The following is a 16,563-nucleotide window of genomic DNA, read 5'->3' as shown; positions in this document are numbered from 1 at the left end:
TTGCGGGTGATGGGTGTAACGACACCATTGCCTACCAACCAGATCACCCAATCGGTACCGTGGCGATCATGGCCCGCGCGTTTTTAGGGGTGCTAAGCATATCATAACAAGTGTGCATAACACTCTCCGGCTCTGAATTGACCAATCTCAATCCACGACCACAGTAGAGGCCTAAGGTCAAACGGAATTAACCAAGAGGCCGAACCATGACCAGCGCGACATTCCTTGCCCTTCAGGGCCCAGAGGGGACTACTGCAGATCTTGCCCCTATCATTGACGCCGCACAGGCCCAACGCGGGCGTTTGAGCGTCATGCATATTGGTCCGGTTCCTTTGTTGAGCTATTCGATCACCGCCAGCCCCTATGCGATACCAGTGATCCCCGAAGGATGGTTGGGCGAACGCAACAAAATGGCCGCGCATCTGGTCAAACAGCAGAAGGAAACCCGCGCGCATCTGGTCAAACAGGGGTTGACGGGCGAGGTTGCCACGCTTTGCGTGGAACCTGCAGCGATGCATGATCTTGTCGGTCTGCGCGCCCTATTTGCGGATTTCAGCATTGTGCAGGACAGCCTGCGGGACAATGACACCGCTTTCAACAATATCGTCTATGGCTTGCTGTTCGAAGCGCCGGGACCGGTCTTGCTCAACGTTGTACCGGGCAGCAAGGCCCTTACCCCCAATACCGTGATGATCGCATGGAATAGCTCCGTGCCTGCCGCCCGCGCAGTGCGTGCCGCACTGCCGATGCTGAAAGCCGCATACGAGGTAATTGTTGCAAGTTTCGACGCCGATCCCTCGCGCTGGGCGGATGGAGAAAATCCGGGCGCTGACCTTGCCACCTGGCTAAGTCATCATGGGTGCAAGGTGACGGTGCAAGAATATGTCACCGGACGCAAAACTGTGTCTCAGGCTATTTTGGACCGCGCGCAGGAACATACCGCAGATCTGGTGGTCATGGGGGCCTATGGACGCAGCCGCTGGAACGAACGCTTCTTTGGCGGTACCACCGAAGAGATGATCAAACAGACCGAAAGGCCGGTTCTTCTAACCCATTGATCAAAGCTTGGAAGAGGTCACAGAAGCGAGGAAGTCCTCAATCGCCCTGAGCATCTGCACTGGGTTGTCGACGTAGAGGATATGCCCGCCTGATAGTTCTATCAGCGTTGCTGTCGGAATGTGCTGTGACGCAAGCAACGCGCCGCTATGGGTCGATTTGTTCTGGCTCGCGACGATGATCAGGGTTGGTGTTTTGATCTGCGCCAGTCTTTTACGCCCGTCATAAGCTGCGGCAGCGTCCATTGTTGCCGCAAGGCTTGCTCTGGTGTGTTGCGAGAGTTGTTTGTTGAGTTCCGCGCGGACCTCTTCGGCTTGCCCAGCACTTGAAAGTCTGGCGAGCCACTTTGGCGGTGTTAGCCGGACAAAGAGACGGGCAAATCCGGCGACCATTTTTTGGGCAAATCCATCGGAGGCGGTTGGTACAGATTCGATCAAGATCAACGCTGCAACCTTTTCCGGCATCTTCACAGCCAGTTCCATCGCGACCATTCCGCCCAAGGAATGCCCAACTAGAATGGTGTCTGGCTTTACGTCCTCTGCAAGGTAATCTGCAAAGGCCTCGACCGTTGGTGGCGTGATCTCTTCTGCTGCGCCGTGCCATGGCAAATCCGGCGTTTGGGCCAGCGGCATGGCCGCAGTAAGGGCGTCCCACGTTGAACCGGACATGCCCGCACCGTGAATCCAAAAGCTGGGTCTGCCCGCCAGTTGAGATTGGTTGTCGCCCGCCTTGTGCATTGGGTTCTGTTTCAGTTCCGATTTATGCGCCATGCCGCTTTCCTTCTGGTACAATGACAGATGATGCATCGGCCAGCCGAAGGCGTTCATCTTGATTATGAAGATAGTACTGGTTGGCCCAATATGCGCCCGAATGCAGGTCAAATATGTCCGAACCTATGCGCAAAGACACAGCGTACTACTGCGCAGATTGAAGCACCGGTTGATGCCCTGTAATAGCCACGTGAAGTTCACCGCAAACCGCACCCCAACTTGAAGGATATTGGAGGCAGGCAATGTTTCTAGATGCAGATTTGCTCTTTGCCGCCACACAGTTTGCGGGTTTTTCAATTGCGATCCTGGCCGCCATCCTGAGCATTGCAAGGCGCGGCCACAATAGGACAAGATACGTTCTGGCGGCCTTGTTTCTGGCATTGGCCGCAAGTGAGCTTTCCAGCGTTACCGAGATTGTCATCTTGCAGGCGCCGCAGATGTTTCTGGACGTCATCCGTATCGCGTCCTTTGTCGCGACCTTCGCTATTGCGCCGCTCTTGGTGCAATACGTCCGGCATCTGATTGTTTTTGGTGATCCGCCCAATCCGATGGCATCGTTGGGCTGGCATATGCCCTTGCCAATCGGGGCCGCTATCGTTGGTGTCCTATTTTTAATTCTTGACGTGTCGGAACGTGAGGGGCTTTTTGGCGGCGGTCGATTTGATCTGCTTACGGTTCAAGCGCGGGCCGTTGGTCTGGCGCTCGTCGTATTGGAGTTTTTGATACATATTCAGTGGCTCGTTTGCGTTGCGTGGATCTTTCGCGCGCAACTCAATCGCCTCAAGGATTTGCGGCAACATTTTGCCAGCACGCAGGGAATGGAGTTGCGTTGGGTCAGCCTGGTGGCCGGTGCGATTGGGGTTTATACCTTGATTTCGCTGACTGATTTTCTGGCTGTGATACTGGACCATGGTGCCTTGATCAGTGAGCAGTTGGATAGCCTGCTGATCTTGATTGTCGTGACGATACTTGCGCTGTGGGGTCTGCGCCCCTCAATCGGCGTAGCACGGGCATCGCAAGAGATTGCGACGGAAAATCGAGGGGTCCCAAAGTACCAAAAGAGCGCGTTGGGTGTCGATCAGGCAGAGCGGATAGCCCGCAAGCTACAGGCTGCGATGCGTGACGATAAACAGTACCGTAACCCCAACCTGACGCTGAGCGCGCTTTCCAAGCACATCGGCGTGACCCCGAACTATGTCTCGCAAACACTGAACGAGCGAGTTGGGCAGTCTTTTTTCGAGTTCGTCAACAGTTGGCGTGTCGAAGAAGCCATTCCCTTGTTGCTGAAAGGTGAGAATACAGTACTCACCATCGCCTATGAGGTCGGGTTTAACTCGCGTTCCTCTTTCTACACGGCGTTCAAAGTGAAGACCGGCCAGACTCCGTCTGGCTACAAGAAGACCCGGACAAGCGAGACGACGGTCATGATGTAAGCCTATCCGGCTGCTGTGCAGCAGCACGATGCATGGTTTATGCTGTCTTAAGTGGCTTGGCCTATCGGCGCGGACGTTTTGACCCGCCCAAATGCTTCTCAACATTCTGAACCCCGGCTAGCCAGCGGGCGCGTCCTGTTTGGTGCGACATATCAGATTTGCTTCGTCGACCAGTTCCTTATGCCAAACAGGCGCACGCTTTTGGTCTGCGCGACGCGGATCATGAACCCTGACTAACAAGGATTGAATTATGAAAAGCATCTTTAAAATCTTGGGCGTTGCATCCATATGCCTCGTCCCGACACATGCCTTGGCTGACTGGAGTGGTATCTATGCAGGTGTTTCCGGCGGTACCACCATACACAATGAACTGAGATCAAATGACGGCGATCTGCCCGATCTCGACATAGACGACGGCTTACTGCGGGGCGTATTCATCGGCACTCAGGTTCAACGGGGTGATGTGGTTTATGGGGGTGAATTTGCCTTCTTAACCGCGTCTGACGCGCAGTCCTCCGGCCAAGATGATCTGGATATTGACATATATGATGTGAAAGGTCGGCTAGGATACGCATTTGATAAGACGCTGGCCTATGCCACCATCGGGCTTTCCAACCTAGATGCAGAGCAAGACAACGATGACTACGAAGGCCTTGGGGCGAACTTTGGTCTTGGCGTTGACTACCTTGTTGGTGAGCACTTTGTGGTTGGGGCTGAGTTCCTTTTCAGGCGCGCCGAAGATGGCGAAGACGACAGCATTGATTTCGATGCCAACAGCCTGAGCTTTCGTGCGGCGCTCAAGTTCTAGGCGACCATTTGCACTGTGCGTTCCATGTAAGACCACGTGGTGCAGGCCGAAATTTAGAATCTCTTATCAGAAAGTAAAATCGAATGACCAAGGCTATGCAACGCCGGACGATTGTATTGATCCACGGCTTTGGTTGTGGCGGCGACGTGTGGGATAAAATGAAGGCCGCATTGCAGGATCACAGCTGGCCCTGCCTCGCGCCAACGCTTTGCGACGCAGATCGCCCGCTGAATTTTCCGCCGCAAGAAGCGGCGCAGATTGGACTAAATGAATATCTCGCTGATGCCAGAAAACTCTGCTTGCAGGTTGAAAATGAGACGGGTCGCAAGCCTGTTGTAATTGGGCATTCGATGGGCGGTCTAATCGCTCAGGCACTCGCCGCCGAAGGCCGCTGCAGCCACGCTGTTTTGATCGCACCGGCCCCGCCGAGGGCGGTCAAAAACCTGTCGCTCTGGCAGCTTTGGCTTTATGCGAACGTACTTCTAACGGGTAAGCGCAACCGGTACCACAAGGCATGGCGATGCGGTGTGGAAACTGTACTTCTGAATCGGGTTCCACCATTTCAGCGGGATCGCATTCACGCCAAGTTGCGTTACGAGCCGGGGCACTTATTCAGCGATATGATGAAGGGCGTGGATATACCGAGATACGGTATCCAGGTTCCGCTGCTCGTGATTGCCGGTGGGCGAGACAGGATCATCCCCGCGAGGGTCGTTCACAAGACGGTCGAGCATTATCGCCACAAGTCCGTCGAGCACTATCGGCACAAGTCTGTCGCATGTGACGAGCTTTACTATGGCACCCGTGGTCACTGGATCATTGATGAGCCGGGCAATCAGCAATTCATCTCTGATGTCATTGCTTGGCTGGAAGGCGCGGACAGTTGACGTGTTCGTTGCGGTGCAATCGCAATCCATCCGTGCCGGTAGGACTGGACGACCTGAATGGGTCGAAGATGACAGTTGTCTGGCAGAACAACATTATGAAAGTAAATCCCGTTATGGCAAAGCACCCCCAGTTATCTGGATGGCGAAAATCCTTTCGAACGGCCCTCCCTTTAGCCTGCTTAATGATCGTCCTTATGTCTTGCGCAGATCCCAAGCCGCATGTGTTTAGCACTGAAGCACCGATTGAATACCACTATAGTCAGACCGGCCGTTATGCAGCCGAGGTGATAGAGATCGCAACACAAGGTCAGGCAGGACATCTACGGGCCTACATTCCGGTGGGCAGGCAGTCAGAGCGACCGGTTGTTGTTTTGCAAAACGGCACCGGAGTTGACATCGATACCTATGACGCGCTCGCACGGCATCTGGCCAGTTGGGGTCTGATTGTCGTTGGCTCATATGATCAGCAAATGGGCTCGGGCGCAGCGGGTATTGCAATCTTACACAATCTGCAGGAATGGGCCACTTTGCCCGGCCATCCACTGAACGGACGCATTGATGTGGATAACATCGCCATGGCGGGCTCTTCCCAAGGAGCGGTCGGCACTATTAACGCGCACACCAGATTTGCCGAAGGCCGCACGATCAAAGCACTGGCCATACACGGGTTGCCCACTCGGCAAGCGATTGATTTCTTTGGCCTTGATTTGAGCTACGATGTCGCCGGTGTCACTGCGCCTATCTTTGTCATGACGGGCACTGAAGATGAGTTCATTTCGCCAATTGCATTGAATCAAGCAAGTTTTAACGCAATGACATATGCGAACCTCCGGGTCCTTGGTGTCGCACAAGACGCCACCCATATTGAGTTCGCGGATGATGGTGGGCGCATGAAAGGGTATCTGACCGCCTGGATGCTGTACCGCCTCACGCAAGACAGTTACGCAGCACAGGCCTTTGAAGAGCCTGCCGAAATCACTCTTAATCCAAGCTGGAGCATCGCCAATGTACATTGATTTTAACGTCACCTGCAGGGTTGCCTGCGCAGCCGCACTTCTTTTTGCGATATCCACCTGGCCGCTACATGCAGAGGCTGGTCCAATGGATGTATCTACCAATGTGTCGGCTTCCGGGGCAGATGCAGACACATCGACTTTGGTGATCAAGCGTCTGTCGGACGATCAGGTCTGGATCAGCAACGCTGCGCGGGCATCAGTCAGATACTCACCCGCATCAACATCTAAAATTCCACATACTCTGATCGCACTTGAAGAGCTTGATCTGACATCTGAAACTCCATTCATATGGAACGGTGCAGCCACCTGGAACGACAACTGGAACCGGGATCATACGCTGGTCACAGCATTTCAGCAGTCCGTCGTTTGGGCATATCAGGACATCACTACTCGGGTGGGGTATGAAGGAATGCAATGGTGGATGGCCGGTCTGAGCTATGGCAATCAATCCATCGGCTCCGAAGAACAGCTGACATCATATTGGTTGGATGGCACGCTGCGCATCTCGGCACAGGAACAGATTGATTTTCTGTCCAGACTGGTCAGAGAGCAGCTTCCACTAGCGAATGAAACCTACGCTGAAGCGGCCGACATAATGGAAGTCGGACATGGGGCTGGTTGGTCGCTGATGGCAAAGACAGGTTGGTGGTATGACGCCAACATCACCGATATCGGCTGGTACGTCGGCTGGTTGACCTGTGAAGATGACGCCTATGTCTTTGCCTTCAATCTGGACATGCCGGACCGGACGTATCGCACAAAGCGTCAGTCGGTCGTTGGCTCCGTCCTCTCTGATGTTCTTGTCGGGCAAGGCCACGGGCGCTGTGCGAGCTTTGCAAGTGCCATAAATTAGCGGCTGATCTATCGTATTTTATCCGCCCCTACACAGCCGGACGATCTTTCTTTTTCTCTCGCTTAATTGGATTTCACTTACAGGAGAGCGCCAATGAGAAAGATGATACTACTAATGTGTCTTTGCACTATGTCCGGCTTTGCCGGAGCGAATTCACAAGATCAATATGAAGGGGTCTGGGTCACGGACGGCTACGGCTGGTTGCTTCATATCGAAGATGGTAACACGCAGATCTACCAGTATAGTGGCGATATTTGCATAAAAGAGCACCCTGAACCGGCCCCCTTATCGGCGCTGTTGCCAACGGCCCGGTTAGAGCTTTCCGATGAAGGCACAGCATTGAGGGTCTTTGCGGAATCCACGGAACCTTTTGCGATTAACGCAAGGCGCATTGATGCGTTGCCGACGGCCTGTGATCAGACCACCATTGATACGCCAGAAGACAACTTTTTGGCGTTTGTCACCTTCTTTGATGAACACTACCCTTTCTTTGATCTCTACGATGTAAACTGGGCCGAGACAGTCGCCGAGGTGCAACCAATGATTGGCCCCAACACCAGCGACCAAGAGCTCTTTGAACTGATGACTGGAATGATGGAGCCAATCGAAGATGCGCATGTTTCGTTGTGGGCAGAATTCGATGGTGCCTTTCACCGGTTTAACGGCAACAGGGGCCGGACCAGTACGCAGCTGCGCAAAGCAGCAGAGGCGGCAGGTCTTGAACCTGCACAGGCCGCGCATGAGTTCCGTCAGAGCTTTTGGTACGAGGGCGTAGCGCAGGGCATTCTGCAAGACAAAGGAACCATGGCCGGGAACGAGGTTGTCCAATACGGCATGCTGGAAGACGGTGTTGGTTATTTGGCAATTGCGGGCATGTCCGGGTTCGCCGAAGACGGGGCCGACCACGCTGCGTTGCTGGTCACCACGCAGGTATTATTTGACCGCATCATCCGGTTTTTTAACGAACAAAATGCCCAATCACTGATACTTGATGTTAGTTTCAACCTGGGTGGTCATGACTACGTCGCCCGCGAGATCGCCAGCCGGTTCGTCACCGAACCATTTATGGCCTATTCAAAATACGCGGCGGACGCATCAGCGCGAGAAGAAACGCAGTTTGTGATCGCACCAAGTGAAGGCCCAAGGTTCGAGGGCGACGTGTTTCTGATCACCAGCAACATTACCGTAAGCGCAGCAGAGGTGTTTGCGATCACGATGCGCGCGCTGCCCCAGGTTACACATCTCGGAGAACCCACCAGAGGGGCCTTCTCTGATATTCTTTCACGCACGCTTCCGAATGGCTGGGCGCTGAACCTCTCGAATGAAGTGTATCTTGATGCCGATAACATGCATTGGGAAGGCCACGGCATCAGCCCACATCTGGCGCATGTTGTCTTTTCAGACATCGCGCCGATGGAAAGTCACAGGCAACTTATTTGGGGTCTTGTGGAAACATTGCGCTGAATTGTGGATGTGGACCTGCATCAAGCCGGAAGATATGCGGTGCCATCGCTTGCGGAAAATAGGTGCGTACCAAAGGGTCATGCCCTGGAATGATCAGGCTGGGGGCGGAGGCGAGGCTGTGTAAGGTTTCAAAACCGTCAAGCATGTTTTGCAGATCGACCACGATCGGGAACGGTTTGCGGGCAAAGACGTTTTCATAGTAATGGCTTGCGTCCGAAGCCAACACCATCCAGCCCGCTTGGCACCGGACGCGTACACATTGAAGCCCGCGACTGTGCCCTCCAATGCAATGGACGGTCACACCTTCAGTTACCTGCGCCTCGCCGTCGTAAAATACGACCTTTCCTGCGTAGAGCCGTTTGATCGCTTCGCAAACATGTCCGGCGGTAAAGGGCATCTTCAGTGTGTCGTGGCACATACAGGGGCCAGTGGCATAGGCCATTTCGGCGCTTTGCAGATGCAGGGTCGCGTTCGGGAACAAATGCAGACCGCCCGCGTGATCATAATGCAGATGGGTTACGATCACCTTTGTGATGTCCTCTGGCTGCAGCCCAAGCGGCTGCAAGGCGGTGACAGGGTCAAGCCGGATGGGACGATCGCGTGCTTTGGCCTCTGTCGCATCATAGCCGGTATCAACCAGGATAACCTCAGCGCCGCGGCGTAAAACCCACATGAAGTAATCCATGGGATGAGGTGCGTCGTGGTTATCATCAAAGATAAAGCTATCGGCGCGGACGCGTGCGTTCCGCTCTGCGTATTTGATACAGTAGACTTCCCAATCGCTCATGTGGTGACATCCCGAAATGTGCGTATGAATTTTGCCGCGATCATCGCCTTGGTTTGCGCATCGAAGCTTTGAAAGTGGTGACTGGCAAGATGCAGGTCAAACGCAGCTCTGTCGGTGTATAGTTCGTACAGAAACACGTCGTTTGGGCGCGCAGGGTCAGTACAAACATCAAATCGATGACACCCGTCTTCTTGCGCCAGCGATATGGTGGCGTTGTCCTGCATTAAGGGCAGGAATGCAGCCATTTTTTCGGGCACGATCTGAAACGTCACAACAACAGCGTACATGCAGGTTTCCTTCTTGGCTGTGTTGCCGGTCATGGCACTGCGAAGATGCCAGCAAGTGATTGTGGTGCAAAGAAGAACATTAGTCTTTCGGGGTTCATCTTCACTTATTGCATTTCTTAATGCATACATTAATGTATGGATTGTCAACGATTCGATTTCTTGGATATTTAAAGTTGCCGCTACACAGAAAGGCTCAGATGACCCAAAATTTCGATATCGCAGTCTTCCATGGTGATGGGATTGGCCCAGAAATAATGATGCCAACGGTGCAGATACTCCGACGCATGGCCGCGGCGTCCGGGGCCTATACGCTGTCTTTCACCGATGCGCCTGCGGGCGCTGCGCATTATGCCAAGACCGGCGATGCGCTGCCTGATGCCTCAATGGATATCGCGCGATCATCCGACGCGATCCTGCTGTCGGCGATGGGCCTGCCCGATGTGCGTTACGACGACGGAACCGAGATTTCGCCACAGATTGACTTGCGCAAGACCTTGACGCTTTTTGCTTAGCGTGCGCCCAGTCACCGTCCGCGCGGGTCAGAATACACCGCTGCGTTTGCCACCGGGGCGCGAGATTGATTTTGTGTTGATCCGTGAAAGCACCGAAGGGCTTTTTCACACCCAAGGGTGCGGCGCGCTGACCAAGGATGAAGCACGTGAGACGCTTTTGATCACGCGCGATATCTCTGAAAAGCTGTTCCGCTTTACCTTTGACCTCGCCAAGTCTCGCAAGGCGATGGGTCGCGGCAAAGGCAGGGTTACCTGCGTCGACAAAGCCAACGTGTTTCGCGCCTTTGCCTTTTTTCGTGAGATGTTTGATGCAGAAGCCATCAACCATCCTGATCTCACAGCAGATCATGCTTATGTGGATGCGGCTGCGCTTTGGATGGTCCAAAAACCATGGGACTTCGACGTGCTGGTCACCGAGAACATGTTCGGCGATATCCTGTCAGACCTTGGGGCAGGTTTGATGGGTGGGCTTGGGCTGGCTCCCTCCGCCGACATTGGGTTGGAGCATGCGGTGTTTCAACCGTGTCATGGGTCTGCCCCTGACATCGCGGGGCAAGGTCTTGCCAATCCCTTCGCGATGATCCTATCGGCGGCCATGATGCTGGATTGGCTGGGTGTTCGGCATGACAACCCAGCGATGCGCGCCGATGGTACGCGGTTGCGTGAAGCGGTTGAGACTGTTGTCGCGCGGGGTGAGGTGTTGACACGCGATCTGGGCGGAAAACATGGCACTAACGATGCGGCGCGCGCGGTTCTGGACGCGTTGTTTGTCGCATGACTGGGGGCAACCATCTGCGCGTTGCCTGCGTGGGGGCGGGCTATTTTGCTCAATTTCACTATGACAGCTGGCGGCGTATGGCCCGGGCTGATCTGGTAGCCGCATGTGATCGCGATCTTGAGAAAGCCGCTGCAACCGGCTTGCCTGCATATACCGATATGAGACAGATGCTGGGAGATCAAACGCCTGACCTGCTGGATGTGATCGTACCACCCGGTGCCCATGCTGAGGTGATCCGTGCGGCTCTTGCCGCGGGTGTGAAATGGATCATCTGCCAAAAGCCGTTCTGCCGTGATTTGCCCGAGGGGCAGGCTGTCACCGCCGCGGCAAAAGCCGCCGGCGCGACGATTGTCGTGCACGAGAACTTTCGGTTTCAACCCTGGTATCGCACTATCAAAGCAGTGTTGGATGAGGGCGCAATCGGTGATGTGCATCAAGTCACGTTTCGATTGCGGCCCGGTGATGGCCAAGGCCCTGATGCTTACCTTGACCGGCAACCTTACTTCCAACAGATGCCGCGCTTTCTGATCCATGAAACCGGGGTGCATTGGGTTGATACCTTTCGATATCTGCTGGGTAATCCGACGGCCGTTTATGCTGATCTGCGCCAAATGAACCCCGCGATTGCCGGGGAAGATGCAGGTTACATCCTGTTTGATCACCCAAACGGCGCGCGCGCGTTGTTTGACGGCAACCGCCACCTTGATCACAAGGCCGATAATCTGCGCCGCACCATGGGCGAAGCGTTGATCGAAGGCACGCAGGGCACGCTCCGATTGCATGGCGATGGATCTGTAACACAACGTGCCTTTGGTAGTCCGACCGAGACCACGGTTCTTGGGCCGGACACATGGGATGGCTTTGGCGGTGATTGCGTCCATGCCTTGCAAAGCCATGTGGTGAGCGGCGTACTGGACGGGCAACCGTTCGAGAATGAAGCCGCCGACTATCTGTATGTCATGCGCGTCGAGGAGAAAATCTATGCCGCCGCAAACACAGGTCAAAAGCAGCGGATCGAGGGGTGATGCTGTGACGGGCAAGCCGATCTCAAATACACAACGCGCCTTGGGCAAACTGCGCGAGATGATCTTTGCGGGTGATCTGCCTGCTGGGTCCAACCATCTTGAAACAGAGCTTGCCGCGCAGCTGGATATGTCACGTACACCGATCCGCGAAGCGCTTTTGATGCTCGAAGGACAGGGCCTTCTCGAGCTGCAACCGCGCAAAGGGGTGCGTATCCTGCCGATTTCACCTGGCGATATGGCCGATATCTATGATGTCCTAACCGAACTGGAAAGCCTGTCTGCGGAAAGGGCTGCCATCGCAGGGCACCCCGCCAGCGCCTTTGCTCCGCTAGAGGCCTCAATCGATGATATGGACAAGGCCATAGCCGCCGGTAACCTTGATGCCTGGTCCGCGGCCGATGACCGTTTTCACAGAGAACTGGTCCAACTGGGGGGCAACGGCAGGGTCAAAGCGATTGTCGATATGATGAGCGATCAGGTGCGTCGCGCCCGCGCGATCACGTTGGCACTGCGGCCACTGCCGACCAAATCAAACGAAGACCACCGCAAAGTCTTTCAAGCGATCAAGGATGGCCGACCTGACATTGCACGCGAAACCCACCGTGCTCACCGTCACCATGCGAAGGAAATCATTGTGGATGTCCTTGAAAAACATCGGCTGCGTTTCGTCTAAAACAGCCACTTACGCCTCAAAGAAGAAAGGCCCCGCTGCCATCCCTCGCAACGGGGCCTTTTTCATTTCAAAGGGTGTGCCTCAATCGAAAACGGCCGCAAGTTTATCAACGCTGACACCTTCTTTGATGTCACGCAGGCGGGCATAGATCAGTGCAGCGCCGATGCCGGACAGGCCGTAGGTCAATCCGTTCACTAAGGCGAACAGCAGGATACCAACGCCGTAACCGGCGGCGTTCAAACCAATGATTGGGACAATCATACCAACAAGGAAAGTCATCACAATCGACAAACCAATGGTGCAGATCCCAAGCAGGATCAAAACGCCGACAACAGGCCAGCGGTACTCTTTTGTCAGCGCCGCCGAACGACCCATACCAGCGAAGCCTGCGCGCTCAATCATGATCGCTGGTGTCGTGACACAGAAAACTGCGTAGATATAAAGGCCGGGAATGATCAACAGCGCGAAGCCGATACCGGCAAGAATACCGATGACGAGTGACAGTACAATAATGGGCACAATCGCTTTGATTGCAGGCGCAATATAGGCGATCGGTGTAATCGGCTGGCCGAGTTTCGCATCATAGGCAAGCTGCACCAACAGCGCGATTGTTAGGCCTTGAAGGGCAAGCTGAATGATCACGCCAATGACAATCATCGCAGGTGATCCAACGGCCAGCGGCTCGCTCGTGGCGACGCCAAGTGTCAAACCAACGCCGTTGGTTGCAACCGAGAACAACAGCCCAATGAGCGATGGAATGAATGCAACGATCATTACCGCAACAAGATTACGAAACAGGATGGAAAAGCTGTTAGAAATGATGCCGCCAACGCCAAGGGGCGCTTTGGGGCCGGTGGAAGGTATGCTCGTCATGTAAAGTTCCTAATGACAATTTTAGTTTTGGTTAACGCAGAGCTGGCTGCCCAATGCGTCGAGATGAGCAAGCTCAATAAACCGGTTTCTAGACAGGATTATGGCATGGGCCAAGGCACCATACGCAATTGCAGCAAATATGCATCAGTCCTTTGTCGTCTGATCCGCATGGAACTTGTCCTGTCGTCGCTCGCCAAAAAGCTGCTTCTGCTCAAGATGCGCACGTTGCGCGTTGTAGAATGCCCGTAGGAAGGCGACACTGTCCGCTGGCTCAACCTTTTCGGCATAGCTGATCTTGTTGCGGATTTTCTCAATGACCGAGTCTAACGTTGCCTTGTTGCGCGCATTGGTTTGCATACTTGGACGGTTTTCCTGCGCGCGCAGCAGGTCTTCCAGTGTTTGCAGTTCCAATGCGCCATAGTGATCCAACTGGTGGGACAAGAACACGAACTTGTCTTTCACGGGCTTTGGTACCGATTGCGCGAGGTCCTTCAGCAGGATCGGTGTTGGCAGATCGATCACATAGGTGCCTGCAATCATATCACCCAAACGCTGTCGTCGTTTGTTCAGCAGTGGGACCATGATGGTGCCGACGATCCAGCCCAGCGCGATCAAGGATGCCACGGGCGATGCGGTATCCAATGTCAGCAAGAGCGTACCGGGCAGGAAAATCTCGGCCTCTTTCATCAGGTTCCGCACCACCAGCGCATGCGCGCTCAGCGACAGTCCATCGCGTGAAACCACTTTAATTTTCAGCATCCGCTTGCCAATAGTCTGCCCGTTCCACGCCAGTTCGGTCAGCACATAGTAAGGGATGCGGATGATGAAAAAGAGGAGCGCCGAGATCGCCCAAAGTGTTTGAGGCGAAGTCAGGTTCATCACGGCGAGCAGAACCACCAGCGCAATGGCGCCAATAACGGTAATCAGGATGTCGGTGATTTGCGCGCCAAACCGCGCACCCATGCCAGCCACTGACAGATGCAAAGGCACGCCCTCTGGGGGCAGCAGGACATTCGGATCGGGTGCAGGCGCTTTGGTGTTTCGGCGCAACCTCATGACTGCGCCCTCCCACCACGGACAAACCACATCAGCCAGAGACCACCGATGGTCCAGCCGATGATCAACCGCGCGTTTCTGTCTTGGATCAACTGCCGCCCGAACCCTTCGATCAAGGCCGCTGCAACCAGCATAAGTGCGGCGATAATCGCCAGTTTGGCAGCATCCCGTCCTGCGATGCGCAAAGCCTCGGCCCTTGTGTTTTGGCCGGGGAAAAGCACCGCTGCACCCAGCTGTATCCCACCGCCGCAAGCAATGCAGATCGCCGACAATTCGGTCACCCCATGGATCGACAACCAACCGAACAGATCCCAGCCAAGCCCGCGATCCACATGCAGTGCGACAAAGACGCCGATAATCAGACCATTGTAGAAGGTCAGCAAAATGGCAGGAGCGCACAGAAACACGCCAAGCCCAAAGACAAAAATCGCAATCCTTGTGTTATGCGAAAAAAGGAAGGTCGCAAAAGCACCCAAACCCGATGCGCTTGGGTCATCGTCGTAGATCACTGATCGCAGGTAACTTGTCGTTGCCTCTGGGTTGCGCCCACCGGCAAGTTCCCCGGGCATGAGAACGTAGAACCAGGCCGGGTCATCAAGATACAGCAGATAGCCCGCCAATCCGCCGAGCCCCATGCTCAGGAAGCCCAGCAGGACAAAGAACCAGGATTTGCGCATCGCGACAGGCCCGCTTTTGCGCATAAACCGGGCAACAATGCCGCGCGCGCTTTCCTGTGGGGCATAGACAGACAGATAGGCGCGAGCAGTCAGCGCCTCCAGATAACGCAACAGACCCTTATCGAGCGAGATTTCGCGGGCAATCGCCAGAGATGTCGTCGCCTCGCGATAGAGTGCTGCCAAATCGCGTGCCTCGCCAAAGCTCATCCGGCGCAGCCCTTGTCCTTCGGCTTTGGTCACCAGCGCCTCAAGGCGCATCCAGTCGTCTTCACGTTCCTTGCGGAACCTGGCAGAGCGGATCAGATCGGTCGGTTCTTCCATCAGATCAGCTCTTTTGCTTTGATTTCAAGGTAATGCGAGATCAGTTGCGCAGTCACTTTGCCGGGTTCGGTGTCAATCACTGTGACACCCATGCGGGTCAGCCGTTCCATCACGATGCGGCGTTCGTCAATGGACTGGTTCGCGGCGACCAGTTCGGCGACACCGTCCATACTCTCGGGCGCTTTCGCAACCATCTGTTCCAACTCCGGGTCGCGCAGGGTGACAAAGATCAACAGATGGCGGCGGGCGAGGATGCCAATGTTCTCGATCAGCAATTCGGCAGAGGTCGTATCGACGAAATCGGTGAAAATGATGATCAGGCTACGCTTGGGCGTGCGTGCGTTCAGCTCAGTCATTGCCAGCGTATGGTTTGTCTCGCGGCTGACATAATCCAGATCAGCGGTGCGGCTGCGCAGGCGGGCAAAGGCTTTGCGGCCCGCTGTTGGGGCCGAAAAGATGCGGGGGCGGACGTCGTAGGAGTAGAAGCCAACCAGATCACCGCCGATGGCCGCGGCCCATGCGGTCGCCAAGGCTGCCGTAATTGCATGATCAATCCGGGGCATGCCGCCGATTTCTTCGCGCATCAGATAGCCGTTATCGAGGGCGATGATGACATGGTGGTTACGTTCGGCACGCAATTCCTTCGCCACCAAAGACCGTTTGCGAGCCGAGCGTTTCCAATCAATTGTTTTCACGTCCATACCCTGCACAAAGTCTTGCAGCTGATGGAATTCAGACCCTTCGCCAATGGCACGGTTTTCCTTCACGCCAAAAAGGGCAGAATTGACGGAGGTAGTGATCTGCCCGGACTCGACCAAACGGATATTCGGCACAACCCGCAGCTCTGCGCCTAAAGTCAGCTTGGGCACATATTCAAAGAAACCCCAATGGGAGGTCCAAATCAGCCATAAATGCTCGCAGGTCCAAGTGCCACGGCGGACCGCACGGCAGGTGATAACGGCACGCGCTACGCCATCAACGGACGTGAACGCAATGTCGGTGTCCCCGCTAATGCCGTCAGGCCAGTCGATCTGCCCCGAAAGCGCTATCGGTGCGTTGCTGACGGTCAGTTTCAGATCAACTGTTTCGCCGACAAACACTTCGGATGGGTAATCGACCGTGATCGCTTTCCGCGCGGATCGTGACATGATTAGATCTGCAAGCACGGCAACACCCAATACCACCCACAACCCCGCTGCCGCAGCAAAGGGGGCGTCGCCCACAAAGGCGATCAGCATCGAGATCAGCAGGGCGGCCCCGCCGACTGTCAGCAATCTGCGCGATGGC

General features: G+C 55.0%; 18 protein-coding genes. 11 read left to right on the top strand and 7 right to left on the bottom strand.

Going from position 1 to position 16,563, the window contains the following annotated elements; all coding sequences use genetic code 11:
- The first annotated feature begins 206 nt into the window (after positions 1-206).
- Positions 207-1,058, top strand: coding sequence for a universal stress protein (locus QTO30_RS12550; RefSeq protein ID WP_340424441.1), 852 nt, complete (start codon positions 207-209; stop codon positions 1,056-1,058).
- Here QTO30_RS12550 and QTO30_RS12545 read toward each other — a convergent pair whose 3' ends face one another.
- Positions 1,059-1,826, bottom strand: a complete 768-nt coding sequence (locus QTO30_RS12545) for an alpha/beta fold hydrolase (protein ID WP_340424440.1) — start codon at positions 1,824-1,826, stop codon at positions 1,059-1,061. It abuts the gene before it with no gap.
- 242 nt (positions 1,827-2,068) lie between these two features.
- On the opposite strand from QTO30_RS12545, the gene QTO30_RS12540 reads away from it, so the two are divergent.
- The 6 genes from QTO30_RS12540 to QTO30_RS12515 all read left to right on the top strand — a co-directional run bounded on the left by QTO30_RS12540 (position 2,069) and on the right by QTO30_RS12515 (position 8,287).
- A complete protein-coding gene (locus QTO30_RS12540; protein ID WP_340424439.1) occupies positions 2,069-3,259 on the top strand; it encodes a helix-turn-helix domain-containing protein in 1,191 nt (396 codons plus the stop codon).
- 250 nt (positions 3,260-3,509) lie between these two features.
- Complete coding sequence (locus QTO30_RS12535; RefSeq protein WP_340424438.1) at positions 3,510-4,067, top strand: outer membrane protein; 558 nt, start codon at positions 3,510-3,512, stop codon at positions 4,065-4,067.
- Between the two features lie 83 nt (positions 4,068-4,150).
- Positions 4,151-4,954, top strand: coding sequence for an alpha/beta hydrolase (locus QTO30_RS12530; RefSeq protein WP_340424437.1), 804 nt, complete (start codon positions 4,151-4,153; stop codon positions 4,952-4,954).
- A 194-nt stretch (positions 4,955-5,148) separates the two neighbouring features.
- On the top strand, positions 5,149-5,970 hold the full coding sequence (locus tag QTO30_RS12525; protein ID WP_340424436.1) for a hypothetical protein: 822 nt from the start codon (positions 5,149-5,151) through the stop codon (positions 5,968-5,970).
- 85 nt (positions 5,971-6,055) lie between these two features.
- Positions 6,056-6,823: a penicillin-binding transpeptidase domain-containing protein gene (locus QTO30_RS12520; RefSeq protein ID WP_340424435.1), complete on the top strand. Its 768-nt coding sequence runs from the start codon at positions 6,056-6,058 to the stop codon at positions 6,821-6,823.
- Between the two features lie 93 nt (positions 6,824-6,916).
- Positions 6,917-8,287 (top strand): S41 family peptidase, encoded by a 1,371-nt coding sequence (locus tag QTO30_RS12515; RefSeq protein ID WP_340424434.1) that lies wholly within the window; start codon positions 6,917-6,919, stop codon positions 8,285-8,287.
- On the opposite strand, the gene QTO30_RS12510 is transcribed toward QTO30_RS12515, so the two are convergent.
- Positions 8,256-9,074: an N-acyl homoserine lactonase family protein gene (locus tag QTO30_RS12510; protein WP_340424433.1), complete on the bottom strand. Its 819-nt coding sequence runs from the start codon at positions 9,072-9,074 to the stop codon at positions 8,256-8,258. The genes QTO30_RS12515 and QTO30_RS12510 overlap by 32 nt on opposite strands.
- On the bottom strand, positions 9,071-9,361 hold the full coding sequence (locus QTO30_RS12505; RefSeq protein ID WP_340424432.1) for a putative quinol monooxygenase: 291 nt from the start codon (positions 9,359-9,361) through the stop codon (positions 9,071-9,073). The genes QTO30_RS12510 and QTO30_RS12505 overlap by 4 nt, the downstream gene beginning before the upstream one ends.
- A gap of 197 nt (positions 9,362-9,558) precedes the next feature.
- On the opposite strand from QTO30_RS12505, the gene QTO30_RS12500 reads away from it, so the two are divergent.
- Genes QTO30_RS12500 through QTO30_RS12485 form a run of 4 tightly spaced genes read left to right on the top strand, consistent with a single transcriptional unit; the run spans position 9,559 to position 12,349 of the window.
- Positions 9,559-9,873, top strand: coding sequence for an isocitrate/isopropylmalate family dehydrogenase (locus tag QTO30_RS12500; protein WP_340424431.1), 315 nt, complete (start codon positions 9,559-9,561; stop codon positions 9,871-9,873).
- Position 9,874: 1 nt separating this feature from the next.
- Positions 9,875-10,651: an isocitrate/isopropylmalate family dehydrogenase gene (locus tag QTO30_RS12495; protein WP_340425928.1), complete on the top strand. Its 777-nt coding sequence runs from the start codon at positions 9,875-9,877 to the stop codon at positions 10,649-10,651.
- Positions 10,648-11,676 carry a Gfo/Idh/MocA family protein gene (locus QTO30_RS12490; protein WP_340424430.1) on the top strand — a complete coding sequence of 343 codons (1,029 nt, stop codon included), beginning with the start codon at positions 10,648-10,650 and terminating at the stop codon, positions 11,674-11,676. The genes QTO30_RS12495 and QTO30_RS12490 overlap by 4 nt, the downstream gene beginning before the upstream one ends.
- Positions 11,633-12,349, top strand: coding sequence for a GntR family transcriptional regulator (locus QTO30_RS12485; protein ID WP_340424429.1), 717 nt, complete (start codon positions 11,633-11,635; stop codon positions 12,347-12,349). The genes QTO30_RS12490 and QTO30_RS12485 overlap by 44 nt, the downstream gene beginning before the upstream one ends.
- Before the next feature lie 81 nt (positions 12,350-12,430).
- Here QTO30_RS12485 and QTO30_RS12480 read toward each other — a convergent pair whose 3' ends face one another.
- The 4 genes from QTO30_RS12480 to QTO30_RS12465 form a co-directional block, all read right to left on the bottom strand.
- Entirely contained in the window at positions 12,431-13,222 is a 792-nt protein-coding gene (locus tag QTO30_RS12480) for a hypothetical protein (RefSeq protein WP_340424428.1), read from the bottom strand.
- A gap of 144 nt (positions 13,223-13,366) precedes the next feature.
- Entirely contained in the window at positions 13,367-14,278 is a 912-nt protein-coding gene (locus QTO30_RS12475) for an RDD family protein (RefSeq protein ID WP_340424427.1), read from the bottom strand.
- Entirely contained in the window at positions 14,275-15,276 is a 1,002-nt protein-coding gene (locus QTO30_RS12470; protein ID WP_340424426.1) for a stage II sporulation protein M, read from the bottom strand. The genes QTO30_RS12475 and QTO30_RS12470 overlap by 4 nt, the downstream gene beginning before the upstream one ends.
- A complete protein-coding gene (locus QTO30_RS12465; protein WP_340424425.1) occupies positions 15,276-16,550 on the bottom strand; it encodes a DUF58 domain-containing protein in 1,275 nt (424 codons plus the stop codon). The genes QTO30_RS12470 and QTO30_RS12465 overlap by 1 nt, the downstream gene beginning before the upstream one ends.
- Positions 16,551-16,563 lie beyond the last annotated feature (13 nt).

Origin of the sequence: Yoonia sp. GPGPB17, assembly GCF_037892195.1 — a bacterium.
Taxonomy (GTDB): domain Bacteria; phylum Pseudomonadota; class Alphaproteobacteria; order Rhodobacterales; family Rhodobacteraceae; genus Yoonia.
Note: the sequence above shows the minus strand (reverse complement) of the source record. Positions and strands in the feature narration are given on the sequence as shown.